At 59.6% G+C, this 26,600-nt stretch carries 27 protein-coding genes and 1 tRNA gene; 1 reads left to right on the top strand and 27 read right to left on the bottom strand.

Annotated elements, in window-relative coordinates:
• Positions 1-11 precede the first annotated feature (11 nt).
• The 16 genes from rplN to rpsL form a co-directional block, all read right to left on the bottom strand.
• On the bottom strand, positions 12-380 hold the full coding sequence (gene rplN / locus CUJ84_RS07310; protein WP_003573790.1) for a 50S ribosomal protein L14: 369 nt from the start codon (positions 378-380) through the stop codon (positions 12-14).
• Between the two features lie 259 nt (positions 381-639).
• Positions 640-879 carry a 30S ribosomal protein S17 gene (gene rpsQ / locus CUJ84_RS07305; protein WP_003547557.1) on the bottom strand — a complete coding sequence of 80 codons (240 nt, stop codon included), beginning with the start codon at positions 877-879 and terminating at the stop codon, positions 640-642.
• Positions 880-891: 12 nt separating this feature from the next.
• Positions 892-1,092, bottom strand: coding sequence for a 50S ribosomal protein L29 (gene rpmC, locus CUJ84_RS07300; protein ID WP_003558545.1), 201 nt, complete (start codon positions 1,090-1,092; stop codon positions 892-894).
• A 12-nt stretch (positions 1,093-1,104) separates the two neighbouring features.
• Positions 1,105-1,518 (bottom strand): 50S ribosomal protein L16, encoded by a 414-nt coding sequence (rplP, locus tag CUJ84_RS07295; RefSeq protein WP_003547555.1) that lies wholly within the window; start codon positions 1,516-1,518, stop codon positions 1,105-1,107.
• A gap of 36 nt (positions 1,519-1,554) precedes the next feature.
• Positions 1,555-2,286, bottom strand: coding sequence for a 30S ribosomal protein S3 (gene rpsC / locus CUJ84_RS07290; RefSeq protein ID WP_003547554.1), 732 nt, complete (start codon positions 2,284-2,286; stop codon positions 1,555-1,557).
• Positions 2,286-2,675, bottom strand: coding sequence for a 50S ribosomal protein L22 (gene rplV / locus CUJ84_RS07285; RefSeq protein ID WP_003547553.1), 390 nt, complete (start codon positions 2,673-2,675; stop codon positions 2,286-2,288). The genes rpsC and rplV overlap by 1 nt, the downstream gene beginning before the upstream one ends.
• A 2-nt stretch (positions 2,676-2,677) precedes the next feature.
• Positions 2,678-2,956 (bottom strand): 30S ribosomal protein S19, encoded by a 279-nt coding sequence (rpsS, locus tag CUJ84_RS07280; protein WP_003547552.1) that lies wholly within the window; start codon positions 2,954-2,956, stop codon positions 2,678-2,680.
• A 15-nt stretch (positions 2,957-2,971) separates the two neighbouring features.
• Complete coding sequence (rplB, locus tag CUJ84_RS07275) at positions 2,972-3,808, bottom strand: 50S ribosomal protein L2 (protein ID WP_003547551.1); 837 nt, start codon at positions 3,806-3,808, stop codon at positions 2,972-2,974.
• Between the two features lie 11 nt (positions 3,809-3,819).
• Positions 3,820-4,113 (bottom strand): 50S ribosomal protein L23, encoded by a 294-nt coding sequence (locus CUJ84_RS07270; RefSeq protein ID WP_003547550.1) that lies wholly within the window; start codon positions 4,111-4,113, stop codon positions 3,820-3,822.
• Positions 4,110-4,730: a 50S ribosomal protein L4 gene (rplD, locus tag CUJ84_RS07265; RefSeq protein ID WP_012757020.1), complete on the bottom strand. Its 621-nt coding sequence runs from the start codon at positions 4,728-4,730 to the stop codon at positions 4,110-4,112. The genes CUJ84_RS07270 and rplD overlap by 4 nt, the downstream gene beginning before the upstream one ends.
• A 13-nt stretch (positions 4,731-4,743) precedes the next feature.
• On the bottom strand, positions 4,744-5,385 hold the full coding sequence (rplC, locus tag CUJ84_RS07260) for a 50S ribosomal protein L3 (protein ID WP_003558542.1): 642 nt from the start codon (positions 5,383-5,385) through the stop codon (positions 4,744-4,746).
• A gap of 39 nt (positions 5,386-5,424) precedes the next feature.
• Positions 5,425-5,733 (bottom strand): 30S ribosomal protein S10, encoded by a 309-nt coding sequence (gene rpsJ / locus CUJ84_RS07255; RefSeq protein WP_003547547.1) that lies wholly within the window; start codon positions 5,731-5,733, stop codon positions 5,425-5,427.
• A gap of 154 nt (positions 5,734-5,887) precedes the next feature.
• The gene (gene tuf, locus CUJ84_RS07250; RefSeq protein WP_012757012.1) at positions 5,888-7,063 is read right to left on the bottom strand and encodes an elongation factor Tu; all 1,176 of its coding nucleotides are present in this window, start codon (positions 7,061-7,063) and stop codon (positions 5,888-5,890) included.
• A gap of 68 nt (positions 7,064-7,131) precedes the next feature.
• Complete coding sequence (gene fusA, locus CUJ84_RS07245) at positions 7,132-9,231, bottom strand: elongation factor G (protein ID WP_027685041.1); 2,100 nt, start codon at positions 9,229-9,231, stop codon at positions 7,132-7,134.
• 29 nt (positions 9,232-9,260) lie between these two features.
• On the bottom strand, positions 9,261-9,731 hold the full coding sequence (gene rpsG / locus CUJ84_RS07240) for a 30S ribosomal protein S7 (protein WP_003547538.1): 471 nt from the start codon (positions 9,729-9,731) through the stop codon (positions 9,261-9,263).
• Positions 9,732-9,808: 77 nt separating this feature from the next.
• A complete protein-coding gene (gene rpsL, locus CUJ84_RS07235) occupies positions 9,809-10,180 on the bottom strand; it encodes a 30S ribosomal protein S12 (RefSeq protein WP_003547537.1) in 372 nt (123 codons plus the stop codon).
• Between the two features lie 493 nt (positions 10,181-10,673).
• Between rpsL and CUJ84_RS07230 the strand changes: the two genes are divergently transcribed.
• Positions 10,674-10,967, top strand: a complete 294-nt coding sequence (locus CUJ84_RS07230; RefSeq protein WP_003547528.1) for a hypothetical protein — start codon at positions 10,674-10,676, stop codon at positions 10,965-10,967.
• Between the two features lie 139 nt (positions 10,968-11,106).
• On the opposite strand, the gene rpoC is transcribed toward CUJ84_RS07230, so the two are convergent.
• From rpoC to tuf (CUJ84_RS07175), 11 genes are all read right to left on the bottom strand, one after another.
• Entirely contained in the window at positions 11,107-15,315 is a 4,209-nt protein-coding gene (gene rpoC, locus CUJ84_RS07225; RefSeq protein WP_105005710.1) for a DNA-directed RNA polymerase subunit beta', read from the bottom strand.
• 190 nt (positions 15,316-15,505) lie between these two features.
• Positions 15,506-19,645 carry a DNA-directed RNA polymerase subunit beta gene (rpoB, locus tag CUJ84_RS07220; protein WP_105005709.1) on the bottom strand — a complete coding sequence of 1,380 codons (4,140 nt, stop codon included), beginning with the start codon at positions 19,643-19,645 and terminating at the stop codon, positions 15,506-15,508.
• A 262-nt stretch (positions 19,646-19,907) separates the two neighbouring features.
• Positions 19,908-20,285 (bottom strand): 50S ribosomal protein L7/L12, encoded by a 378-nt coding sequence (gene rplL / locus CUJ84_RS07215; protein ID WP_003547523.1) that lies wholly within the window; start codon positions 20,283-20,285, stop codon positions 19,908-19,910.
• A 58-nt stretch (positions 20,286-20,343) separates the two neighbouring features.
• Positions 20,344-20,862: a 50S ribosomal protein L10 gene (rplJ, locus tag CUJ84_RS07210; RefSeq protein ID WP_003547522.1), complete on the bottom strand. Its 519-nt coding sequence runs from the start codon at positions 20,860-20,862 to the stop codon at positions 20,344-20,346.
• Between the two features lie 328 nt (positions 20,863-21,190).
• Positions 21,191-21,892 carry a 50S ribosomal protein L1 gene (rplA, locus tag CUJ84_RS07205; RefSeq protein WP_012757015.1) on the bottom strand — a complete coding sequence of 234 codons (702 nt, stop codon included), beginning with the start codon at positions 21,890-21,892 and terminating at the stop codon, positions 21,191-21,193.
• 4 nt (positions 21,893-21,896) lie between these two features.
• A complete protein-coding gene (rplK, locus tag CUJ84_RS07200; RefSeq protein ID WP_003547518.1) occupies positions 21,897-22,328 on the bottom strand; it encodes a 50S ribosomal protein L11 in 432 nt (143 codons plus the stop codon).
• A gap of 176 nt (positions 22,329-22,504) precedes the next feature.
• Complete coding sequence (nusG, locus tag CUJ84_RS07195; protein WP_003547516.1) at positions 22,505-23,035, bottom strand: transcription termination/antitermination protein NusG; 531 nt, start codon at positions 23,033-23,035, stop codon at positions 22,505-22,507.
• A gap of 17 nt (positions 23,036-23,052) precedes the next feature.
• The gene (secE, locus tag CUJ84_RS07190; protein WP_003547514.1) at positions 23,053-23,253 is read right to left on the bottom strand and encodes a preprotein translocase subunit SecE; all 201 of its coding nucleotides are present in this window, start codon (positions 23,251-23,253) and stop codon (positions 23,053-23,055) included.
• A gap of 195 nt (positions 23,254-23,448) precedes the next feature.
• Positions 23,449-23,524 (bottom strand) — tRNA-Trp (locus tag CUJ84_RS07185).
• A 168-nt stretch (positions 23,525-23,692) separates the two neighbouring features.
• Complete coding sequence (locus CUJ84_RS07180) at positions 23,693-24,586, bottom strand: NAD-dependent epimerase/dehydratase family protein (protein WP_027685043.1); 894 nt, start codon at positions 24,584-24,586, stop codon at positions 23,693-23,695.
• A 508-nt stretch (positions 24,587-25,094) separates the two neighbouring features.
• On the bottom strand, positions 25,095-26,270 hold the full coding sequence (gene tuf, locus CUJ84_RS07175; protein WP_012757012.1) for an elongation factor Tu: 1,176 nt from the start codon (positions 26,268-26,270) through the stop codon (positions 25,095-25,097).
• Positions 26,271-26,600: the final 330 nt, after the last annotated feature.

Raw genomic sequence — 26,600 nt, 5'->3', positions numbered from 1 at the left:
CGCTTCGCTCCTTACAGTACTTCGGGAGCCAGCGAGATGATCTTCATGTGGTTCTTGGCGCGAAGTTCGCGCGGAACCGGTCCGAAGATACGGGTGCCGATCGGCTCTTTCTTGTTGTCGATGAGGACTGCTGCGTTGGTGTCGAAGCGGATGACGGAGCCATCCGGACGACGGATGTCCTTGGCGGTGCGAACGACAACCGCCTTCATCACGTCACCCTTCTTCACACGGCCGCGCGGGATCGCTTCCTTGATCGAAACGACGATGACGTCGCCGATCGAGGCATACTTGCGCTTCGAGCCGCCCAGCACCTTGATGCACATGACACGACGTGCGCCGGAATTATCCGCGACGTCGAGGTTTGTTTGCATCTGAATCATATCAGGTCGCCTTCTTGGTTTACCGGAATGGTTGGGCTAGCCCCCTACTCCGGCTTATGAAAATTTTCGCCGGCCGAGCTGCCATGACGGCAGCACAGACGCGGCAATAGCTGAATAGCGCGGGATCGATCGTGCCAGGGTGGTTTCCCGAACGGGACCTTCCGTGCGCTCAAAGCAAAAGAACGCCCGGCTTTCGAGCGTTCTGACGCTGCTTCATACAGATATTTCGGCGAGACGCAAGGCCTCGCGCAAAATTCTGTTACTTGCCCTGGGCGGAAATCACCGTCCAGCGCTTGTCCTTGGAGATCGGCGCGCATTCCTCGATGGATACGGTATCGCCAATCTTGTACTGGTTGTTCTCGTCGTGGGCCTTGTACTTCTTGGAACGACGAACGGTCTTCTGGAGCAGCGGGTGAGCGAAACGACGCTCGACACGAACCACTACCGTCTTCTCGTTCTTGTCGCCAACGACGACGCCCTGCAGGATGCGCTTCGGCATATTTTTCTTCCTTTAGGCCTTAACTTCTGCCGCCTTCTGGCGGGCAATGGTTTTCACGCGGGCGATGTCCTTGCGGACTTCGTTGATGCGCGAGGATTTTTCGAGCTGGCCGGTCGCCTTCTGGAAGCGCAGGTTGAACTGCTCCTTCTTCAGCTTGGCAAGCTCGTCCTTGAGTTGGTCGGCGGTGAACGCGCGAACGTCTGAGGCTTTCATGAGCTCAATCCCTTACTCTGCAATGCGCTGAACGAAGCGCGTCTTGACCGAGAGCTTGGCAGAGCCGAGGCGAAGCGCCTCACGGGCGATTTCTTCGCTGACACCGTCGATCTCGAACATCATACGGCCGGGCTTGACCTTGCATGCCCAGTATTCAACGGAGCCCTTACCCTTACCCATACGGACTTCGGTCGGCTTTTTGGTTACCGGAACGTCCGGGAACACGCGGATCCATACACGGCCGGCGCGCTTCATATAACGCGTGATCGCGCGGCGGGCCGCTTCGATCTCGCGCGCGTTGACGCGGTTGGGTTCCTGTGCCTTCAGGCCGAATTCGCCGAATGCCAGGTCAGAACCGCCCTTGGCGACGCCCTTGATGCGGCCCTTGAACTGCTTGCGGTACTTGGTACGCTTTGGCTGCAACATTTTCTTATTCTCCGAACTTCTCTGCCACGCGCGCTATCAAGCGTTGTCGCGGCGACGGTCTCTGTCGCGGTCACGATCACGGCTTGCCGGACCCTGGGCGTCACCTTCCATCGCGCGGCGCTCGGAAGCCATCGGATCATGCTCAAGGATTTCGCCCTTGAAGATCCAGACCTTGATGCCGCAGATGCCGAACGCGGTTTCTGCTTCAGCCGTGCCGTAGTCGATGTCGGCGCGCAGCGTGTGCAACGGCACACGACCTTCGCGGTACCATTCCGTACGGGCGATTTCAGCGCCGCCGAGACGGCCAGCGCAGGTGATCTTGATGCCTTCGGCGCCAAGACGCATCGCGGACTGAACGGCGCGCTTCATGGCGCGGCGGAAAGCCACGCGACGCTCGAGCTGCTGGGCGATCGACTGAGCGACCAGCGTCGCATCGACTTCGGGCTTGCGCACTTCGACGATGTTGAGGTGCGTTTCCGAATTCGTCATCTCCGACAGCTTCTTGCGGAGCTTGTCGATGTCTGCGCCCTTGCGGCCGATGATCAGGCCCGGACGTGCCGAGTGGATCGTGACGCGGCACTTCTTGTGCGGACGCTCGATGACCACCTTGGAGATCCCGGCCTGCTTCAGTTCGCTCATGACGAACTTGCGCATCTTCAGGTCTTCGTGCAGCAGCTGGCCGTACTCGGCATTGTCCGCAAACCAGCGGCTATCCCAGGTACGGTTGATGCCGAGGCGGAAACCGATTGGATTGATTTTCTGACCCATTATGCGGCCTCCTCTGCTGCCTGCACTTCACGAACGACGATCGTCAAATGCGCGAAGGGCTTTTCAATGCGCGACGCGCGACCGCGGCCACGAGCGTGAAAACGCTTCATGACGATCGACTTGCCGACATAGGCCTCGGCGACGACCAGCGAGTCGACGTCGAGATCGTGGTTGTTCTCAGCGTTGGCGATCGCAGATTCGAGCGTCTTCTTGACGGCGCCTGCGATGCGCTTGCGGGAGAACTCCAGCTCAGCGAGTGCGCGCTCGACCTTCTTGCCGCGGATAGCCGCAGCAACCAGGTTGAGCTTCTGGGGGCTGACGCGGAGCGTGCGGGCGACTGCTTGCGCCTCGTTGTCCTTCAGCCGGCGTTCGGCTTTTGCCTTGCCCATTGTTACTTCCTCTTCGCCTTCTTGTCCGCGCCGTGACCGTAGTAGGTGCGGGTCGGAGAGAATTCACCGAACTTGTGACCGACCATGTCTTCATTGACGCTGACCGGGATATGCTTGCTGCCGTTGTAGACGCCGAAGGTGAGACCGACGAACTGCGGCAGGATCGTGGAGCGACGGCTCCAGATCTTGATCACTTCACTACGACCGCCTTCACGAACCTTCTCAGCCTTCTTGAGAAGATAGCCGTCAACGAACGGACCTTTCCATACTGAACGAGCCATTGGAGACTTCCTCTCTTACTTCTTACGCTGATGACGCGAGCGCATGATCATCTTGTCGGTCGACTTGTTCGACCGGGTGCGCTTGCCCTTGGTCGGCTTGCCCCACGGTGTCACCGGATGGCGACCACCGGAGGTGCGGCCTTCACCACCGCCGTGCGGATGGTCGACCGGGTTCATGACAACACCGCGGTTATGCGGACGCTTGCCGCGCCAAACGGTACGACCGGCTTTGCCGTCGTTGATGTTGGCGTGGTCAGGGTTGGAGACGGCGCCGATCGAAGCAAGGCAGGAGCCATGAACGAGACGCTGTTCACCGGAGTTCAGGCGAAGGATCGCCATGCCCTGGTCGCGGCCGACGAGCTGTGCGTAGCCACCGGCGGAGCGAGCGATCTGCCCACCCTTACCCGGCTTCATTTCCACGTTGTGGATGATGGAGCCGACCGGGATGAACTGCAGCGGCATGGTGTTGCCGGGCTTGACGTCGACAGCCTTCTCGGAAGCGATAACCTTGTCACCGGCAGCGAGGCGCTGAGGAGCGAGGATATAAGCCTTTTCGCCGTCGGCATAGTTCACCAGCGCGATGAAAGCCGTGCGGTTCGGATCGTATTCGATACGCTCGACCGTGCCTTCGACGTCGAACTTGCGACGCTTGAAGTCGATCAGACGATAGGTGCGCTTGTGACCACCGCCGATGAAGCGGGCAGTGATGCGACCGAGGTTGTTACGACCGCCGCTCTTGGTCAGACCTTCCGTCAGCGCCTTGACCGGCTTGCCCTTGTAGAGGGCCGAACGGTCGACGATGACCAGCTGGCGCTGGCTCGGGGTGATCGGATTGAATGTTTTCAATGCCATTTTCTTATACCTCAGAGACCGGTGGAGACGTCGATCGTCTGGCCTTCAGCCAGCGTCACAACAGCCTTCTTCACGTCCTTCTGCTTGCCGACGAAACCGCGGAACCGCTTGGTCTTGCCCTTGCGCAGCAGAGTGTTGACAGCCGTGACCTTGACGCCGAACAGCGCCTCGACCGCAGCCTTGATTTCCGGCTTAGTCGCCTGCTTGGCGACATTGAAAACAACCTGGTTGTTTTCGGATACCAGCGTGGACTTTTCGGTGATCGCCGGAGAGACGATCACATCGTAGTGGCGAAGATCGGTCACTTGAATCGCTCCTCTAGCGCTTCAACCGCAGCCTTGGAAAGCACGAGCTTGCCGCGGCGCACGATGTCGTAAACGTTGATGCCCTGGATCGGCAGAACATCGATGTTGGGGATGTTCTGAGCTGCGAGCTTGAAGTTGCCGTCAAGCTCTGCGCCGCCGATGAAGAGGGCGTTGGTCAGGCCGAGCGTCTCGAAAACGGACGCGAGCGACTTGGTCTTGGCTTCAGCGGCAACCAGGTTGTCGATGACAATGACGTCATCGGCCTTGATCTTGGCCGAAAGGGCGTGGCGAAGGCCGAGCGCGCGAACCTTCTTGGGAAGGTCATGCTCATGGCTGCGCACGACCGGGCCGTGAGCCTTGCCGCCGCCGCGGAACTGCGGAGCGCGAGCCGAATGGTGGCGGGCGCGGCCCGTACCCTTCTGCTTGTACATCTTGGCGCCGGTGCGCGAAATTTCAGCGCGGCCTTTTGCCTTGTGAGTGCCCTGCTGCTTCTTGGCAAGCTGCCAGCGGATGACGCGGGCGAGAATGTCTTCGCGGGGCTCGAGGCCGAAAATCGCGTCCGAAAGGGAAACCTTCCCGGCGTCTTTTCCCTCGAGGGTCTTGACGTTGAATTCCATTGATCTGGCTCCCTTACTTCGCGGCCGACTTGACGGCGTCGCGCACGATGATCCAGGCACCCTTGGAACCAGGGACAGCACCCTTGATCAGGATCAGACCGCGATCTTCATCGGTCGAAACCACTTCCAGGTTCTGCGTCGTGACGCGCGTCTGGCCCATGTGACCAGCCATCTTCTTGTTCTTGAAAACCTTGCCCGGATCCTGGCGCGAGCCAGTCGAACCGTGCGAGCGGTGCGAAACCGACACACCGTGCGTGGCGCGCAAACCGCCGAAGCCGTGACGCTTCATGGCGCCGGCAAAACCCTTGCCGATCGTCGTACCCGTCACGTCGACCAGCTGGCCAGCTGCGAAGTGGCCCGCCTTGATCTCCGTGCCGATCTCCAGCAGGTTGTCTTCCGAAACGCGGAATTCCGTGACCTTGGCCTTCGGCTCGACGTTGGCAATGGCAAAGTTGCCGCGCATCGCCTTCGACGTGTTCTTTACCTTCGCCTGGCCGGCACCGAGCTGAACTGCGGTATAGCCATTCTTTTCGACAGTGCGCGTGGCAACGACCTGGACGGCCTCCATACGCAGTACCGTTACCGGGACATGCTCGCCGGCGTCGTTATAGACGCGGGTCATTCCCACCTTCTGTGCAATCACACCTGAACGCATCGGTTCAATCCTTCTCACTCAGCCCGAAGACCCGAGGTCTCAGAGCTTGATCTCAACATCGACACCGGCGGCGAGATCGAGCTTCATCAGCGCGTCTACCGTCTGCGGGGTCGGGTCAACGATATCGAGAAGGCGCTTATGCGTGCGCATCTCGAACTGTTCGCGGCTCTTCTTGTCGATATGCGGGGACCGGTTGACCGTAAACTTCTCGATGCGGGTCGGAAGCGGAACGGGGCCCCGGACGCTTGCACCGGTGCGCTTAGCCGTCGATACGATCTCACGCGTGGAGGCGTCGAGAATCCGGTGATCGAACGCCTTCAGGCGGATGCGGATATTCTGGCCGTTCATTCGACTTTATCCTTGTGTCTGTTATCCGCGTGTCACCACTTAGGGACACGACTTACCTTCAGTTACGTTAGCGGGCCACCGGTTTCAAAGATCGAGAGGGACACCGAGATCGGCGTCCCTATCCTTTCCTTGGGCCAGGTGGCCCAGCCGCTAATTACTCGACGATCGACGCGACGATACCGGCGCCGACGGTGCGGCCGCCTTCGCGGATGGCGAAGCGCAGCTTTTCTTCCATCGCGATCGGAACGATCAGCTCGACCGATACCGTGACGTTGTCGCCCGGCATCACCATCTCGGTGCCTTCCGGCAGCGTCACAATGCCCGTCACGTCGGTCGTGCGGAAGTAGAACTGCGGACGGTAGTTGGTGAAGAACGGCGTATGACGGCCACCCTCTTCCTTCGTCAGGATGTAGGCTTCAGCCATGAACTTCTTGTGCGGCTTGACCGAACCCGGCTTGCACAGAATCTGGCCACGCTCAACGCCATCACGGGTAACGCCGCGGATCAGCGCGCCGATGTTGTCGCCGGCCTGGCCCTGATCGAGCAGCTTGCGGAACATTTCAACGCCGGTCACCGTCGTCTTCGTCGTCGGGCGGATGCCGACGATCTCGACTTCTTCGCCAACCTTGACAATGCCACGCTCGACGCGGCCGGTCACAACCGTGCCGCGGCCCGAGATCGAGAACACGTCTTCGATCGGCAGCAAGAACGGCAGGTTGATCGGACGCTCAGGCGTCGGGATGTAGGCGTCGACAGCGGCCATCAGTTCGCGGATCGAATCCTCGCCGATCTTCTTGTCCGAATCTTCGAGAGCAGCAAGCGCCGAACCCTTGACGATCGGGATATCGTCGCCCGGGAAGTCGTAGGACGACAGCAGTTCGCGAACTTCGAGCTCGACCAGTTCGAGAAGCTCGGCGTCGTCAACCTGGTCGACCTTGTTCAGGAACACCACGATTGCCGGAACGCCGACCTGACGAGCCAGCAGGATGTGTTCGCGCGTCTGCGGCATCGGGCCGTCAGCAGCCGAGCACACCAGGATCGCGCCGTCCATCTGGGCAGCACCGGTGATCATGTTCTTGACGTAGTCGGCGTGGCCGGGGCAGTCAACGTGCGCGTAGTGGCGGGCCGGCGTCTCATACTCAACGTGCGCCGTCGAGATGGTGATGCCACGGGCCTTTTCTTCCGGAGCCGCGTCGATCTGATCGTACGCCTTGTACTCACCGAAGTACTTCGTGATCGCTGCCGTCAGAGACGTCTTACCGTGGTCAACGTGGCCAATCGTGCCAATGTTGACGTGCGGCTTGTTGCGCTCAAACTTACTCTTTCCCATTTTCGGGTCTCCGTTTTGCTAGTCCCCGAAGGGATCTAATTCTTGTTATCGGTCAATTGGTATTCCGGTCACTTCTGACCGGAATACTTTGCCTGGATTTCAGTTGCGACGTTCGACGGGACCGGCGAATAGTGATCGAAGGTCATCGTGTACTGGGCGCGGCCCTGGGACATGGAGCGCAGGTTGTCGACGTACTTGAACATGTTCGCGAGCGGGACGTTCGCGTTGATGACGACGGCGATACCACGGCTTTCCTGGCCCTGGATCTGACCGCGACGGGAGTTCAGGTCGCCGATAACGTCGCCGACATAATCTTCCGGGGTGACGACTTCGACCTTCATCATCGGCTCGAGCAGCTGAGCGCCGGCCTTCCTGGCTGCTTCACGGAAGCAGGCACGCGATGCGATTTCGAAGGCGAGAACCGAGGAGTCGACGTCGTGGAAGGCGCCGTCGATGAGGGTCGCCTTGACGCCGAGCATCGGGAAGCCCGCGAGCGGACCCGAAGACAGAACGCTTTCAATGCCCTTCTGGACGCCGGGGATGTATTCCTTCGGAACGGAACCGCCGACGATCTTCGATTCGAACTTGAATTCGTCGCCATCCGGGTTCGGTTCGAAGACGATCTTGACGCGCGCGAACTGGCCGGTACCGCCGGACTGCTTCTTGTGCGTGTAGTCTTCTTCATGCGTCCGGGTGATAGTTTCGCGGTAGGCAACCTGCGGCGCGCCGACGGTTGCTTCGACCTTGAACTCACGACGCATGCGGTCGACGATGATGTCGAGATGCAGTTCGCCCATGCCGGCGATGATGGTCTGGCCTGATTCCTGGTCGGTCTTGACGCGGAAGGACGGATCTTCAGCAGCCAGGCGGTTGAGTGCGAGGCCCATCTTTTCCTGGTCGCCCTTGGTCTTCGGCTCGATGGCGATCTGGATGACCGGCTCCGGGAACTCCATGCGCTCGAGGATAACCGGCTTCAGCGGATCGCAGAGCGTGTCGCCCGTCGTGGTTTCCTTGAGGCCGGCGAGAGCGACGATGTCGCCTGCGAAGGCTTCTTCGATGTCTTCACGCGAGTTGGAGTGCATCTGCAGCATACGGCCGACGCGCTCGCGCTTGTCCTTGACCGTGTTGATGACCGACGTGCCCTTTTCGAGCTTGCCGGAGTAGATGCGGGCGAAGGTCAGCGAACCGACGAAGGGGTCGTTCATGATCTTGAAGGCGAGCATGGAAAGCGGCTCGCTGTCGTCGGCATGACGCTCGATTTCGGCTTCCGTCTTGAAGTCGATGCCCTTGATCGCTGGGATGTCCATCGGCGACGGCAGGTAGTCGACAACGGCGTCGAGCAGCGGCTGCACGCCCTTGTTCTTGAAGGCAGTGCCGCAGAACATCGGGTGGAACTTGACGTCGATCGTGCCGCGGCGAACCAGCGCACGGATCTGATCGTTGTCGGGCAGAATGCCTTCGAGGTAAGCTTCGGTGGCGGCTTCGTCGATGTCGACGACCGTCTCGATCAGCTTTTCGCGATATTCTTCAGCCTTGGCCTTCATGTCCTCGGGGATCTCGACGACATCCCACTGGGCGCCAAGCGACTCGTCGCGCCAGATGAGTGCGTTCATCTCGACCAGGTCGATGACGCCCTTGAATTCGGTTTCTGCACCGATCGGCAGCTGCATGACGACAGCCGTTGCACCGAGACGGGTCTTGATCATCTCGACGGAGCGGTAGAAGTCCGCACCGGTCTTGTCCATCTTGTTGCAGAAGATCATCCGCGGGACATTGTACTTTTCGGCCTGGCGCCAGACGGTTTCCGTCTGCGGCTCAACACCGGCGTTGGCGTCGAGCAGCGCGATGGCGCCATCAAGAACGCGCAGCGAACGCTCGACTTCAATGGTGAAGTCGACGTGGCCGGGAGTGTCGATGATGTTGAAGCGGCGCATTTTGCCGTCACGGCCCTTCCAATAGGTCGTGGTGGCAGCAGAGGTGATCGTGATGCCACGCTCCTGCTCCTGCTCCATCCAGTCCATGGTGGCTGCGCCGTCGTGGACTTCGCCGATCTTGTGCGACTTGCCGGTGTAATAAAGAATACGCTCGGTGGTCGTGGTCTTGCCGGCGTCGATATGCGCCATGATACCGAAATTACGGTAGTCTTCGATCTTATATTCGCGAGCCATTGTGGACTGCCTTTCGATACCGTTCGGAATTACCAGCGATAGTGCGAGAACGCGCGGTTGGCGTCAGCCATCTTGTGCGTGTCTTCGCGCTTCTTGACGGCGGAGCCGCGGTTGTTGGACGCATCGAGCAGTTCGCCGGAAAGGCGGTCAACCATAGTCGTTTCATTGCGCTTGCGGGCAGCAGCGATCAGCCAGCGAATGGCAAGAGCCTGACGGCGCTCCGGACGAACATCGACGGGGACCTGATAGGTCGCACCACCGACACGACGCGAGCGAACTTCAACGTGCGGGGCAATGTTCTCAAGCGCAGAATGGAAAACCGTGAGCGGCTCCTGCTTGGACTTGCCGTGGACAACGTCGAACGCACCGTAGACGATGTTTTCAGCGACGGACTTCTTGCCGTCGAGCATGATGGCATTCATGAACTTGGTGACGACGAGATCGCCGAACTTCGGGTCCGGATTGATCTCGCGCTTTTCTGCTTTATGACGTCTGGACATAGTTTTGTCTCTTCAACCGTTAAGGCGCTTCATGACGCGGAGGACCTCGCGCAGCGCCGGATTATTCAAAAACCGAATTACTTCGGACGCTTCGCACCGTACTTGGAGCGGCGCTGCTTGCGGTTCTTGACACCCTGGGTATCGAGAACGCCGCGGATGATGTGATAACGGACACCCGGAAGGTCCTTAACGCGGCCGCCACGGATCATGACGACGGAGTGTTCCTGAAGGTTGTGACCTTCGCCGGGGATGTAACCAATGACTTCGAAGCCGTTGGTCAGGCGGATCTTTGCGACCTTACGCAGAGCCGAGTTCGGCTTCTTCGGCGTCGTCGTGTAGACGCGCGTGCAAACGCCGCGCTTCTGCGGGTTCTCCTGGAGTGCGGGAACCTTGTTACGCTTTACGTTCGCCTGGCGAGGCTTGCGGATCAGCTGGTTTACGGTAGGCATTCAACCATCCCTTACGTTTTATCTCAGTACCCTTGCGGGCTTGAACTCGCGCCGTCTCCGGCAGTGACGCACTTTCCGTCAATGCGCAAAATATGGCCCGATCCGCTTCCGCAGATGGACCACAAGGAGCAGAGGACGCAAAATATGCGTCGTGCGTGCAGCATCATGACTTCAACGTGCGTTTAGAACCTTGTTTGAGGTGAACTTCAGGGCGCGTCGCCCCGAACAGCCAAGCCTCACATGGGATCTGATGGCCGGGGTACTACTGGTTTCCACCCGTCTCGTCAAGGCCGGTTAAGAAATAAACTCGCCGTATCGCCTTGATATGGCGACCGAACGCCCTGTTTCATCCTTCTAGACGAATTCACGGCTATGCACCAAGATAAAAACTTGGGCATTGCAGCAAAAGCAGTTAAGGAATCAGCAATTGCGGCGTTCGGCCCTCACAGCAGGATTCGAGCGACCGAATCGTCAAAGAGCCGAAGGACAGGCGATGATCACGACACCTGATAACGACAATAATTTCGACGGCCCGATGATCTTCATCATCATCGGCAAGGGCTACGAGTCCGACGCCAGCGAAGGCATCGACCTGCATATCATGCTGAAGGCGCCTGACGACGACACTGCCGTACGCGAAGCCTTGAACGCCCTCGCCGAGGAAGGCTTCATCGAGGCCGATCTCGACCAGATCGGCATGCTGACCGAGGTCCCGGCCGAAGAGCCGCACGCATCTGCCTATCAGGGCGCCGTCGAAGGCGAAGTCGCGATCATCCGGTTCAACTGAAGGGAGCCGCCGCTGACGCTGTCAAGGCAGCATAAGCGGAAGCAGCGCCTCCCTCCCCGCCAGACCAATCAAGCAGATAAAACAAAAACCGCCCGGATCGCTCCGGGCGGTTTTTCAATTCGTCGACTTCAGCCGCGGATTATTCCGCAGCCGGAGCCTTTTCGGCCATGTCCTGCAGCATCGGCGTGGCAACGGCTGCGCCGGAGCCCTTGCGGCGCTCTTCGAGGATCATCTCGTCGCGCGACGTAGCGATGCGGCGGATCTGGGTCATGGTGCCGCCGGTACCGGCCGGGATGAGGCGGCCGACGATGACGTTTTCCTTCAGACCCTGCAGGCCGTCGGTCTTGCCGGCGATTGCAGCTTCCGTCAGCACCTTGGTCGTTTCCTGGAACGACGCGGCCGAGATGAAGGACGGGGTCTGCAGCGACGCCTTGGTGATGCCGAGAAGAACCGGATCGCCGTAGGCTGGCTTCTTGCCCTGCTCGATCAGGTGATCGTTGACGTCTTCGAGCTCGATCCGGTCGACATTGTCGCCGACAATATAGGTCGAGTCGCCTGCATCGGTGATTTCCACCTTCTGCAGCATCTGACGGACAATCACCTCGATGTGCTTGTCGTTGATGACGACGCCCTGCAGGCGGTAGACTTCCTGGATCTCGTTGACGAGGTAGGAGGCCAGAGCCTCCACGCCCTTGATCGCCAGGATGTCGTGCGGAGCCGGGTTACCGTCGAGGATGTAGTCACCCTTTTCGATATAGTCGCCTTCCTGAAGGTGGAAGGGCTTGCCCTTCGGGATCAGGTATTCGACAGGCTCGACACCGTCTTCCGCCGGCTCGATGATGACGCGACGCTTGTTCTTGTAGTCGCGGCCGAGACGGATCGTACCATCGATCTCTGCGATGATGGCGTGGTCCTTCGGACGACGGGCTTCGAACAGCTCGGCAACACGCGGCAGACCGCCGGTGATGTCCTTGGTCTTGGCGCTTTCGAGCGGCGAACGGGCGAGAACGTCACCCTGGGAGACCTTCGTGCCCGGTTCGACCGACAGGATCGCATCGACCGAGAGGAAGAAGCGGGCGTCACCACCACGGGAGAGCTTCGCGATATTGCCGCTGGCATCCTTGATGACGATCGCCGGCTTGAGGTCCGAGCCGCGCGGGGTCGAACGCCAGTCGATAACCTGACGCTTGGTGATGCCGGTCGATTCGTCGGTCGCTTCCAGAACGGAGAGACCGTCGACCAGATCTTCAAACTGAACGGTACCAGCCACTTCCGTCATCATCGGACGGGTGTAGGGGTCCCACTCTGCCAGACGCTGGCCGCGCTTGACCTTGTCGCCTTCGTCGACATGCAGCTTCGAACCGTAGGCCACACGCTGCGACGACCGCTCGACACCACGTTCGTCCAAGATCTGGACGGTCATGTTGCGGCCCATGGCAACGAGGTTGCCATCGGAGTTGCGCAGGATGTTGCGGTTCTTGATCTGCACCGTACCTTCGTACGAGGCTTCGAGGAACGACTGGTCGACCACGGTTGCCGTACCGCCAAGGTGGAAGGTACGCATGGTGAGCTGGGTACCCGGCTCGCCGATCGACTGAGCAGCGATAACGCCGACGGCTTCGCCCATATTGACCGGCGTACCGCGCGCGAGGTCGCGGCCGTAGCAGACCGAGCAGACGCCCGTCTGGATTTCGCAGGTCAGTGCCGAGCGGATGCGGATCGACTGGATGCCGGCCTTCTCGATTTCGACGACGTCGGGCTCGAGGATCATCCTGCCGGCATCGACGATGCGCTCACCCGTGACCGGATGATCGATGTCGTCGAGCGCCGTGCGGCCGAGGATACGGACGCCGATCGAGGCAACCACCTGGCCGGCATCGACGATGGCGGTCATGGTGAGGCCCGTCTGCGTTCCGCAATCGACGTGCGTGACGATGCAATCCTGCGCGACGTCGACGAGACGGCGGGTCAGGTAGCCGGAGTTGGCGGTCTTCAGGGCGGTGTCTGCCAGACCCTTACGGGCGCCGTGGGTCGAGTTGAAGTACTCGTTGACGGTCAGGCCTTCCTTGAAGTTCGAGATGATCGGGGTCTCGATGATTTCGCCCGACGGCTTGGCCATGAGGCCACGCATGCCGCCCAGCTGGCGCATCTGGTTCGGAGAACCGCGGGCACCGGAGTGGCTCATCATGTAGATCGAGTTCATCGGCTTCTGGCGACCGGTCTTCTCATCGAATTCGACCGCCTTGATGCGTGCCATCATCTCTTCAGCGACCTTTTCGGTCGCCTTACCCCAGGCGTCGACAACCTTGTTGTACTTCTCGCCCTGGGTGATGAGGCCGTCATTGTACTGCTGCTCGTATTCCTTCACCAGATTTTCGGTGTCGGCAACGATCTTGGCCTTGGCATCCGGAATGACCATGTCGTCCTTGCCGAACGAAATGCCGGCGCGGCAGGCGTGGGCGAAGCCGAGCTGCATGATGCGGTCGCAGAAAATGACCGTGTCCTTCTGGCCGCAATGGCGATAGACCGTGTCGATCATCTTCGAGATGTTCTTCTTGGTCATTTCCTGGTTGCAGATATCGAAGGGCACCTTGCCATTCTTCGGCAGCAGTTCACCGATGAGCAGACGGCCAGGCGTCGTCTCATAGATCTTCGAGTAAGGCTTGCCATCCTCGTCGACCGACTTGAAGCGGCCGCGGATCTTGGTGTGCAGCGTCACGACCTTGCTTTCGAGAGCGTGATGCAGCTCGCCGAGATCGGAGAAAGCCATGCCTTCGCCCGGCTCGTTCTGGTTGAGGATCGACAGATAGTAGAGGCCGAGAACCATGTCCTGCGAGGGAACGATGATCGGCGCGCCGTTGGCCGGATGCAGGATGTTGTTGGTCGACATCATCAGCACGCGGGCTTCGAGCTGGGCTTCGAGCGACAGCGGCACGTGAACGGCCATCTGGTCGCCGTCGAAGTCGGCGTTGAAGGCCGTGCAGACGAGCGGATGCAGCTGGATCGCCTTGCCTTCGACCAGGATAGGTTCGAAGGCCTGGATGCCCAGGCGGTGCAACGTCGGTGCGCGGTTCAAGAGAACCGGATGCTCGCGGATGACCTCGTCGAGGATATCCCAGACTTCCGGCTTTTCCTTTTCGACCAGCTTCTTGGCCTGCTTGACGGTCGAGGAGTAACCCTTGGCGTCGAGGCGGGCATAGATGAACGGCTTGAAGAGCTCGAGCGCCATCTTCTTCGGCAGGCCGCACTGGTGCAGCTTCAGTTCCGGACCGGTGACGATGACCGAACGGCCGGAATAGTCGACGCGCTTGCCGAGAAGGTTCTGGCGGAAGCGGCCCTGCTTGCCCTTCAGCATGTCGGAGAGCGACTTCAGCGGACGCTTGTTGGCGCCGGTGATGACACGGCCGCGACGGCCGTTGTCGAACAGCGCGTCAACGGATTCCTGCAGCATGCGCTTTTCGTTGCGGATGATGATACCAGGCGCACGAAGCTCGATCAGGCGCTTCAGACGGTTGTTACGGTTGATGACGCGGCGGTAGAGATCGTTCAGATCCGACGTCGCGAAACGGCCGCCGTCGAGCGGAACCAGCGGACGCAGGTCCGGCGGGATGACCGGAACGACCTTCATGATCATCCATTCCGGACGATTACCCGACTCCATGAAGTTCTCGACGATCTTCAGGCGCTTCATCAGCTTCTTCTGCTTGAGATCCGACGTGGTGTCGGCAAGCTCGGCGCGTAGATCGCCAGCGATCTTCTCGAGGTTCATCGAGGCCAGCATCTCGTAGATCGCTTCGGCGCCGATCATCGCGGTGAACTGGTCTTCGCCGTATTCGTCGACGGCGAGCATGTACTCTTCTTCCGAGAGGAGCTGGTGCTCCTTCAGGGCGGTCAAGCCCGGCTCGGTGACGATGTAGTTTTCGAAGTAAAGGACGCGCTCGACATCCTTCAGCGTCATGTCGAGCAGCGTCGAAATGCGGCTCGGCAGCGACTTCAGGAACCAGATGTGGGCAACGGGAGCGGCGAGCTCGATATGGCCCATGCGCTCACGGCGAACACGCGACAGCGTGACTTCGACGCCGCACTTTTCGCAGATGATGCCCTTGTACTTCATGCGCTTGTACTTGCCGCACAGGCATTCGTAGTCCTTGATCGGCCCGAAAATGCGCGCGCAGAACAGACCGTCGCGTTCCGGCTTGAACGTACGGTAGTTGATGGTTTCCGGCTTCTTGATCTCACCGTAAGACCAGGAGAGGATCTTCTCCGGAGACGCGATCGAAATCCGAATAGAATCGAAATTCTGTGCAGGCACCTGCGGATTGAAAAGATTCATGACCTCTTGGTTCATGCCTGTCTCCTTCATGGGCTAAAGCGCCCTTAAAATGCGATGGTCGGCGGCAAATTCCCGGGAGCCGCCTCCCTCGCTTAAACGAGAATAACCGCTAGATGCGGCGAAACTTCCCTTCCGGGCCGACACGGATACGGCGCCCGGCGGGACCGGCGTGCGCTGCATTGGCAGCGCACGCCCTATCAAGTGCTTACTCGGCCGCGTCGGGCAGCTGAGCTGCCTGCGCCTCGTCAAGCTTGGTGTTCTCGAGCTCGACGCTGAGGCCCAGCGAGCGCATTTCCTTGACGAGAACGTTGAAGCTTTCCGGAATACCGGCTTCGAACGTGTCGTCTCCGCGGACAATGGCTTCGTAGACCTTGGTGCGGCCGGCGACGTCGTCCGACTTCACCGTCAGCATTTCCTGCAGCGTGTAGGCCGCGCCGTATGCTTCGAGCGCCCAGACTTCCATTTCGCCGAAGCGCTGACCGCCGAACTGCGCCTTGCCGCCCAGCGGCTGCTGGGTCACGAGCGAGTAAGGACCGATCGAACGAGCATGGATCTTATCGTCGACCAAGTGGTTGAGCTTCAGCATGTAGATGTAGCCCACGGTCACCTGGCGGTCGAACTGCTCGCCGGTACGGCCGTCATAGAGCGTCGACTGACCGCTATCCTTGAGACCTGCCAGACGCAGCATGTCGTTGACGTCGGCTTCGTTCGCACCGTCGAAAACAGGCGTCGCAATCGAAACGCCGCGCTTCCACTGGTCAGCGAGACGCAGAACCGAGTCATCGTCAAACTCATGCACCTGTTCGGCCTTCGGGCCGGTACCGACGACATCGCCGATGGTCTTGCGCAGCGGCTCAATGTTGCCATTGGCCTTGTATGCATCGATCAGTTCGCCGATCTGGCGACCCATGCCGGCGCAAGCCCAACCCAGATGCGTCTCGAGGATCTGGCCGACGTTCATGCGCGAAGGCACGCCGAGCGGGTTCAGAACGACGTCGACATGCGTGCCGTCTTCGAGGAACGGCATGTCTTCCACCGGCACAATGCGCGAGACCACGCCCTTGTTCCCGTGACGGCCGGCCATCTTGTCGCCCGGCTGGATCTTGCGCTTTACGGCGACGAAGACCTTGACCATTTTCATGACGCCAGGAGGCATTTCATCGCCGCGCTGGACCTTTTCGACCTTGTCCATGAAGCGCTGTTCGAGGCGCGACTTGGATTCGTCGTACTGACCGCGGAGCGCTTCGAGCTCGCTCTGGACCTTTTCGTCTTCGACCGCGAACATCCACCACTGCGAGCGGGGATATTCGGAGACGACGGCGTTGGAAAGCTCGCTGCCCTTCTTGAAGCCCTTCGGGCCGGCAATGGAAGCCTGGCCGCGCAGCATCTCGATCAGACGGCCGTAGACGTTACGGTCGAGGATCGCCTGCTCGTCGTCACGGTCCTTTGCCAGACGCTCGATTTCCTCGCGCTCGATCGCCATCGCGCGCTCGTCCTTTTCAACGCCGTGGCGGTTGAAGACGCGAACTTCGACGATCGTGCCGTAAGTGCCGGGCGGCATGCGCATCGAGGTGTCGCGCACGTCGGAGGCCTTTTCGCCGAAGATGGCGCGCAGAAGCTTTTCTTCCGGCGTCATCGGGCTCTCGCCCTTCGGTGTGATCTTGCCGACGAGGATATCGCCCGGCTGAACTTCGGCGCCGATATAGACGATGCCGGCTTCGTCGAGGTTCTTCAGCGCTTCTTCCGAAACGTTCGGAATATCGCGGGTGATTTCCTCAGGACCAAGCTTGGTGTCGCGCGCCATCACTTCGAATTCCTCGATGTGGATGGAGGTGAACACATCGTCGGCAACGATACGCTCGGAGAGCAGGATCGAGTCTTCGTAGTTGTAGCCGTTCCAGGGCATGAACGCGACGAGCGCGTTGCGGCCGAGCGCCAGGTCGCCGAGATCGGTCGACGGGCCGTCGGCGAGGATGTCGCCGCGGTTGACCTCGTCACCGACGGTGACCAGCGGGCGCTGGTTGACGCAGGTGTTCTGGTTCGAACGCTGGAACTTCTGCAGGCGGTAGATATCGACGCCGGATTTGCCGGCTTCGAGGTCTTCCGTGGCGCGGATAACGATACGCGTCGCGTCGACCTGGTCGACCACGCCGCCGCGACGGGCGCCGATGGCGGCGCCGGAGTCACGGGCGACCACCGGCTCCATGCCGGTACCGACGAACGGAGCTTCGGCACGCAGCAGCGGCACTGCCTGACGCTGCATGTTCGAGCCCATGAGCGCGCGGTTGGCGTCGTCGTTTTCCAGGAACGGGATGAGCGCGGCTGCGACCGAAACGACCTGCTTCGGCGAGACGTCCATCAGGTTCATGCTGTCGCGCGGGGCGAGCATAACTTCACCGGCGTGACGGCAGACGACGAATTCGTCGACGAAGGAACCGTCAGCATTCATCTCGGCATTGGCCTGGGCGACATAGTACTTCGCCTCTTCCATGGCGGAGAGGTAGAGCACGTCGTTCGTCACCTTGCCGTCGACGATGCGGCGGTACGGGCTTTCGATGAAGCCGTACTTGTTGACGCGGGCAAAGGTCGCAAGCGAGTTGATGAGACCGATGTTCGGGCCTTCCGGCGTTTCAATCGGGCAGATGCGGCCATAGTGGGTCGGATGCACGTCGCGGACTTCGAAGCCGGCGCGCTCGCGGGTCAGACCGCCCGGGCCAAGAGCCGAAAGACGGCGCTTGTGGGTGATTTCCGAGAGCGGGTTGACCTGGTCCATGAACAGCGAGAGCTGCGAGGAACCGAAGAATTCGCGAACGGCAGCGGCGGCCGGCTTGGCGTTGATCAGGTCCTGCGGCATGACCGTGTCGATCTCGATCGAGGACATGCGTTCCTTGATCGCGCGCTCCATGCGCAGCAGGCCGAGACGGTACTGGTTTTCCATCAGCTCGCCGACCGAACGGACGCGGCGGTTGCCGAGGTTGTCGATGTCGTCGATCTCGCCCTTGCCATCGCGCAGTTCGACCAGCATCCGGACCACGGCCAGAATGTCGTCCTTGCGCAGGATACGGACGGTGTCTTCGACGGTCAGGTCGAGGCGCATGTTCATCTTGACGCGGCCGACGGCGGAGAGGTCGTAACGCTCCGCATCGAAGAACAGCGAGTTGAACATGGCTTCGGCCGATTCCATGGTCGGCGGCTCACCCGGACGCATGACGCGGTAGATGTCGAACAGAGCGTCCTGACGGTTCTCGTTCTTGTCGGCTGTCAGCGTGTTGCGGATATAGGCGCCGACATTGATGTGATCGATGCCGAGAACCGGGATCTCGTCGAAACCGTTCGCCAGGATGATGCCAAGTGTCTTCTCGTCGATTTCGTCGCCGGCCTCGAGGTAGATCTCACCCGTCGAGTAGTTGACGATGTCGCCGGCAAGGTAATTGCCGTAAAGATCGTCGTCGGCGGCCTTGAGTGCCTTCAGGCCCTTGTCGGACAGCGTGCGCAGCAGGCGCGGGGTCAGCTTCTTGCCGGCTTCGACGACGACTTCGCCGGTATCGGCGTCGACCATCTCGGTGATCGCCTTGGCACCCTTCAGCGTTTCCGGCTTGAAGGGAATGCGCCAGCCTTCGCCGTCGCGCTTGTAGAGCGACTTCGTGTAGAAGGTGTCGAGGATTTCCTCGCCGTCCATGCCGAGCGCCATCAGCAGCGACGTCACGGGGATCTTGCGGCGGCGGTCGATACGGGCGTAGACGATGTCCTTGGCGTCGAATTCGATATCGAGCCAGGAACCGCGATAGGGGATGACGCGCGCAGCAAAGAGCAGCTTGCCAGAAGAATGGCTCTTACCCTTGTCATGGTCGAAGAAGACGCCCGGCGAACGGTGCATCTGGGAGACGATCACGCGCTCGGTGCCGTTGACGATGAACGTGCCGTTGTTGGTCATGAGCGGCATGTCGCCCATGTAAACGGACTGCTCCTTGATGTCCTTGATCGACTTCGCGCCGGTATCTTCGTCGATATCGAACACGATGAGGCGCAGAGTCACCTTCAGCGGCGCGGCATAGGTCAGGTCGCGCTGACGGCATTCGTCAACGTCGAACTTCGGCGGTTCGAACTCGTAGGACACGAATTCCAGCATCGATGCGCCGGAGAAATCGGTGATCGGGAAAACCGACTTGAAAACGGCCTGAAGACCTTCGTCGGGTCGGCCGCCCTTCGGCTCTTCAACCATTAGAAACTGGTCGTAGGACGCCTTCTGAACCTCGATGAGGTTCGGCATTTCTGCGACTTCGGGGATCTTACCAAAAAACTTGCGTACGCGCCTGCGACCGTTGAACGAAAGGGTCTGAGCCATCGTCGCTCCTTCAAAATCTTGCACCCGGGCCTGCAACGGACGGGAACCGATGGCCAGTCGATCCCGTCAATCAATGAGTAGTTCAATCTCGTCCGACCCCAGAAAACGCTCAGCTCGGATTGCTGTGCTGCCCTCGGTGCGAGACCATCCTTTTGAAGAACCCATTACCCAAAAGCCGTTTCGACGCGGCTTTTGGGTAATTCGTTCAGAAAAACGGCAAATGGGAGGCAGTAGAAATACTGCCTCCCAAAGCAGTTTAAGATTACTTGACGTCGGCCTTGGCGCCAGCGTCTTCAAGCTTCTTCTTGATGTCAGCGGCTTCAGCCTTGTTGACGCCTTCCTTGACAGCCTTCGGAGCGGCTTCAACGAGGTCCTTGGCTTCCTTGAGGCCGAGACCCGTGATGGCGCGGACTTCCTTGATGACGTTGATCTTGTTGGCACCAGCTTCGACGAGGATGACGTCGAATTCGGTCTTTTCTTCTTCAACGACAGCAGCAGCGGCACCACCGGCAGCGGCAGCAACAGCTACCGGAGCAGCAGCGGAAACGCCCCACTTTTCTTCAAGAAGCTTCGACAGTTCTGCAGCTTCCAGAACGGTCAGCGAGGAGAGGTCGTCAACGATCTTTGCGAGATCAGCCATTTTACTAGTTCCTTTTGTTCGGTTCGAACCGGTTGATTATAAACAGCGAAAAACCGCCTTACGCGGCTTCGTCCTTCTTGGCGTAGGCCGCAAACACGCGGGCAAGCTGGCTTGCCGGTGCTGCAACAACCCCAGCGATGCGGGTAGCCGGTGTCTGGATCATGCCCAGCAGCTTCGCACGCAGCTCATCGAGCGAAGGCAGGGTCGCAAGCGACTTGACTGCATCGGCGTTGAGCGTGGTTGTTCCCATGGCGCCGCCCAGAACAATGATCTTGTCATTGGTCTTGGCGAAATCCATGACGACTTTCGGAGCGGTGATGGGATCGGTGCTGTATGCAATCAGCGTCTGACCCTTGAAGAGATTGGACATCCCTTCCGCTTCCGTACCCTGAAGGGCGATCTTGGCCAGGCGGTTCTTCGCGACTTTGACGGTGCCGCCAGCTGCGCGCATCTTCGAACGAAAATCGTTCATTTGCGCGACTGTAGCACCAGCATAGTGGGCCACGACAACTGAGCCCGAAGCCTTGAAGACTTCGTTCAGTTCCGTGACGAATTCGCGTTTTTCCGCTCTTTCCACTGCCTATCTCCAGTTGGCGGGACCAAAAACGGGCCCGCCGGTTGCCTTTTGCCTCCTGGGATCATGCGAGATCCCAAGCGACGCTTGAGGATCCTGTCCCCCCGCGCTCTCGCCCCATCAAGGCTAAAGAGGCACAAGGCATCCAAGGCTCGAACCGAGTTCCTAGAAGCGAACTTCATGCAATTCGGGTCTTACCCGTCTCATGCAGGCAAAGTGATTAAGGGAAAACCACCTGCAATCTCGGACAGGATTCCGGATTTCTCCGGAATATTCCGGCCCCTTGCGAGGCCGGAAATTCAGTCGCCGGACTTAAAGCCCGGCAATAAACTTATGCAGCCGGCGCACCGGTGACCGAGCCGGGCTCGATCTTGACGCCCGGACCCATGGTCGAGGAAATCGCCACGCGCTTGACGTAGTTGCCCTTGGCGCCCGCCGGCTTCGCCTTGATGACGGCGTCCGCAAAGGCACGGATGTTTTCTTCCAGAGCCTTGGCGTCGAAAGAGGCCTTGCCGATGCCGGCATGGACGATGCCAGCCTTCTCGACGCGGAACTCGACAGCGCCGCCCTTGGAAGCCTTGACAGCTCCGGCGACGTCCATGGTGACGGTGCCGACCTTCGGGTTCGGCATCATGCCGCGGGGGCCGAGAACCTTACCGAGACGGCCGACGAGCGGCATCATGTCGGGGGTGGCGATGCAGCGATCGAATTCGATCTTGCCGCCCTGGACGATTTCGACGAGCTCTTCGGCGCCGACGATATCGGCACCAGCAGCCTTGGCTTCGTCAGCCTTGGCGCCACGAGCGAAGACGGCAACGCGAACCGTACGGCCGGTGCCGTTCGGCAGATTGACGACGCCGCGAACCATCTGGTCCGCATGGCGCGGGTCAACGCCGAGGTTCATCGAGACTTCGATGGTTTCGTCGAACTTGGCGACAGCCCGTTCCTTGACCATGCCGATGGCCAGGGTCAGAGCGTAGAGCTTGGTGGGATCAACACCTTCATTGATCTTCTGCGTGCGCTTACCAGCCATGATCTTAACCCACCACTTCCAGGCCCATGGCGCGGGCAGAGCCCTCGATCATCGCCATTGCACCTTCGATATCCGCTGCGTTCAGATCCTTCATCTTGGCTTCTGCGATCGACTTGATCTGAGCCTTGGTGAGGGAGCCGGCCTTGGCGCCCTTGCCGGGCGTCTTGGAACCGGATGTGATCTTCGCTTCCTTCTTCAGCCAGTAGCTGACCGGCGGCTGCTTCATTGCGAAGGTGAAGGACTTGTCCTGGTAATAGGTAATGACGACCGGGATCGGCATGCCCTTTTCCATTTCCTGCGTGGCGGCATTGAACGCCTTGCAGAATTCCATGATGTTAATGCCACGCTGACCAAGCGCCGGACCAATCGGCGGGGACGGGTTTGCCGATCCTGCCTTGACCTGAAGCTTGAGCTGGCCTGCAACTTTCTTAGCCATATCTCTCTGCCTTTCATGAACGACCGGTCGCCCGGCCCGTGATGCCGGATCTCTCCGGCGGCTGCGGTTGCGTGGTGCGGATCATTAGGGTCCGGCTAAGACCCCTCACCTTCCACGCGGGTGCGGACAAGGTCCGCAGGAAACAGGCCGCAAGGGCCAGCCTCCAGTTTCTGCGATCAGACCTTCTCGACCTGAGCGTATTCCAGCTCGACCGGCGTTGCGCGGCCGAAGATCGACACTTCCACCTTCAGGCGCGAACGCTCTTCGTCCACATCCTGAACCGTGCCATTGAACGACGCGAATGGGCCGTCGGAAACGCGGACCTGCTCGCCGATCTCGAAGGTAATGGAGGCCTTCGGCCGCTCGACACCTTCCTGGACCTGACCGAGAATGCGCTCGGCTTCGTAGTCCGGAATCGGAACAGGCTTATTGTCGGAGCCGAGGAAACCTGTGACCTTCGGCGTATTCTTGATCAGATGGTAGGCTTCGTCCGTCAGGTTGGCACGGACCATGACATAGCCCGGGAAAAACTTGCGCTCCGAATCGACCTTGCGTCCGCGACGCACTTCCACCACCTTTTCGGTCGGGACGAGGATCTTCTCGAACAGGTGCTCAAGCCCCTTCTGGCGAGCCTTGTTCTCGATATCTTCAGCCACCTTCTTTTCAAAATTGGAATATGCGTGGACGATGTACCAACGTGCCGCCATTTTCATTTCCACCCGTATCAGTTGCCGGTATTCAGCACGAAGCTCAGAGCCCAGCCGATCAGCTGGTCAGCGGCAAAGAAAAACAGCGCGGCGAAAACCACCATCACCAGCACCATGACCGTCGAGATCATGGTCTCGCGGCGCGACGGCCATGTAACTTTGGACGTCTCGGAGCGAACCTGCTGCAGAAACGCAAACGGATTGGATTTGGATGCCATCGACTGCCCACGCAATTACGGCGCGTAAAGCTGAAACTATCAGCCCCACGCACCGCGTGTCTGTTGAACCCTAAATAAACACCGATTTCCGAATACACAAGAGGGAAACCGAAGTTTAACGAAATTACTTACCACCAAACAATCCCCGGCCGGAAATGCCGCGAGCATGTGCGCGCTGTCCCGCATCCAGGAAAATGGCAGGGGCAGTAGGGCTCGAACCTACGACCTGCGGTTTTGGAGACCGCCGCTCTACCAACTGAGCTATACCCCTTCATACCGATCATTCAGCGCCTGGGCCAAGGCCCGCAAATCGCTGCTGAAAAGCATGGCGCTCCCTTTAAGACGACGGCACGGGATTGGCAAGCACGATTTTCGATTTTCAAAGCCATTCTCTGGATATGCGAACGATCGGCTTTTCAATCGCCTGACCAAGGTCCGTTCAGACCTTCACATATTTCCGCCAATCGTGTTCTTCCTTAAAGCCCAGCACCTCGCGGATCTTGCGGTTGGAGAGCAGGCCCTCATATTCGCCGATCTCGCGGGTGAAGGGCACGTTCGGAAAGAATCGCTTCGCGAGCTCCTTCGACGGCGTATTGGCCGAGACGGTGTCGTTGGCGGCGTTGAAGACCTGATAGCCGAGGCCGTCCTTCTCAATGCAGAGATGACAGATCTGCCCGAGGTCGCGGGCGTCGATATAGCTCCAGGCGATGCGCTTGCGCATCTCGGGATTGGCGAAAAAGGTCGGAAACCTCTCGTATTCGTGCGGCTCGATGACGTTGCCTATGCGCAGCGCATAGATGTCGAAGCCGGAACGTTCGGCAAAGGCGCGCGCCGTCTTTTCGTTGACGACCTTGGAAAGGCCGTAGGAATCCATCGGATTGACGTCGTAGTCCTCCTCCAGCGGGAACTGGTGGAAATCGCGATGGCCTTCGGCGAAGCAGACGCCGTAGGTCGTCTCGCTCGATGCGACGATAATCTTCCTGATGCCGAGCTTCACCGCCGCCTCGATGACATTATAGGTGCCCATCGTGTTGATGCGGAAGGTTTCGTTATCGGGCTTGATCAGAATGCGCGGGATGGCGGCGAAATGCACGACGGCGTCGAAGGGCTGCACGCCCCTGCCCGCATCGAGATCGGGAAAATCGCGATGCATCGAAAGCGCGTTGAAGACCTGACCGCTATCGGTGATGTCGGCGATGAGATTGGTGACGCCGGGGCTATCCAGCGGCACGAGATCGAGGTTGTGAACCTCGTAGCCGGCATTGACGAGCCACGGCACCGCATGGCGACCTGCCTTGCCCGAACCGCCGGTGAATAGAATACGTCTCTTCATGGAATATCCTCCGCGTCATGAAATCGGAGGCATAGATAGACGCTTCCGCGCGAAGAGCAAGCGAGCGTCATGCAAGGGTTCACCCCCGCGTCGCCAGGAGCATCCTATCCGGGAGCACCTGGCCGATCATTTCCGAACATCGCAGAACCCTGCGATGTTCGGCAAAGGTCGTCACTTGACGACACTTACCTCGCCAATCTGCACTACGGCAGACTGAACAACTTCTTGCGGTATTGCAGCGATGAAAAACATCGTGAAAACATACATCGCGAATATCGTCGCAGCGAATGTGGCCTTTGGAATCATCCGGGCTCTCCTCTTTGCAAGAAGGAGTCTGGACTACAATGGTCCAATCACAAACCGGTTTCTGAACGTGAGATGAACAAAATACTGTGACAGGCCAATTTAACGATATTTTTACAACACCTGTTAAACCTACAGGAAGCCATGAAAATGAAAAACCCCGCTGTTTCCAGCGGGGTCTTCATAATTGCGGATAACTCGAAAGTTACTCGACGATCGACGCGACGATACCGGCGCCGACGGTGCGGCCGCCTTCGCGGATGGCGAAGCGCAGCTTTTCTTCCATCGCGATCGGAACGATCAGCTCGACCGATACCGTGACGTTGTCGCCCGGCATCACCATCTCGGTGCCTTCCGGCAGCGTCACAATGCCCGTCACGTCGGTCGTGCGGAAGTAGAACTGCGGACGGTAGTTGGTGAAGAACGGCGTATGACGGCCACCCTCTTCCTTCGTCAGGATGTAGGCTTCAGCCATGAACTTCTTGTGCGGCTTGACCGAACCCGGCTTGCACAGAATCTGGCCACGCTCAACGCCATCACGGGTAACGCCGCGGATCAGCGCGCCGATGTTGTCGCCGGCCTGGCCCTGATCGAGCAGCTTGCGGAACATTTCAACGCCGGTCACCGTCGTCTTCGTCGTCGGGCGGATGCCGACGATCTCGACTTCTTCGCCAACCTTGACAATGCCACGCTCGACGCGGCCGGTCACAACCGTGCCGCGGCCCGAGATCGAGAACACGTCTTCGATCGGCAGCAAGAACGGCAGGTTGATCGGACGCTCAGGCGTCGGGATGTAGGCGTCGACAGCGGCCATCAGTTCGCGGATCGAATCCTCGCCGATCTTCTTGTCCGAATCTTCGAGAGCAGCAAGCGCCGAACCCTTGACGATCGGGATATCGTCGCCCGGGAAGTCGTAGGACGACAGCAGTTCGCGAACTTCGAGCTCGACCAGTTCGAGAAGCTCGGCGTCGTCAACCTGGTCGACCTTGTTCAGGAACACCACGATTGCCGGAACGCCGACCTGACGAGCCAGCAGGATGTGTTCGCGCGTCTGCGGCATCGGGCCGTCAGCAGCCGAGCACACCAGGATCGCGCCGTCCATCTGGGCAGCACCGGTGATCATGTTCTTGACGTAGTCGGCGTGGCCGGGGCAGTCAACGTGCGCGTAGTGGCGGGCCGGCGTCTCATACTCAACGTGCGCCGTCGAGATGGTGATGCCACGGGCCTTTTCTTCCGGAGCCGCGTCGATCTGATCGTACGCCTTGTACTCACCGAAGTACTTCGTGATCGCTGCCGTCAGAGACGTCTTACCGTGGTCAACGTGGCCAATCGTGCCAATGTTGACGTGCGGCTTGTTGCGCTCAAACTTACTCTTTCCCATTTGAATGCTTCCTGTGAACGAAAATGGTGGCCCCGGCGAACCGGTTTAGTGCCGCCGTTTAAGGCTTTCGGCGACATTGCGCAAGACTTAATTGCAGACGCCAAACTTGGCCTGACAGCGCATATGGGAGACAATTCGCCGCCTGCAAGGCGATTCGCCAAAGCCCCCTCGAAAATCGCTGAAATCTTAGAGAAAATCGCATGAACCGCCTGAGACACGCCATAGACGTTCGGCGTCGAGCGCCCTTCCCTGCCAGCCGATAACCGCAATCGTCAGCTTCTCCGCCAGCGCCGGAGACATCTCGGGACGACCGCGGCAGCGGTCGTATAA

It is taken from the genome of Rhizobium leguminosarum, from assembly GCF_002953715.1.
Classification (GTDB): Bacteria; Pseudomonadota; Alphaproteobacteria; order Rhizobiales; family Rhizobiaceae; genus Rhizobium; species Rhizobium leguminosarum_V.
This window is presented reverse-complemented; position numbering and strand designations above follow the sequence as displayed.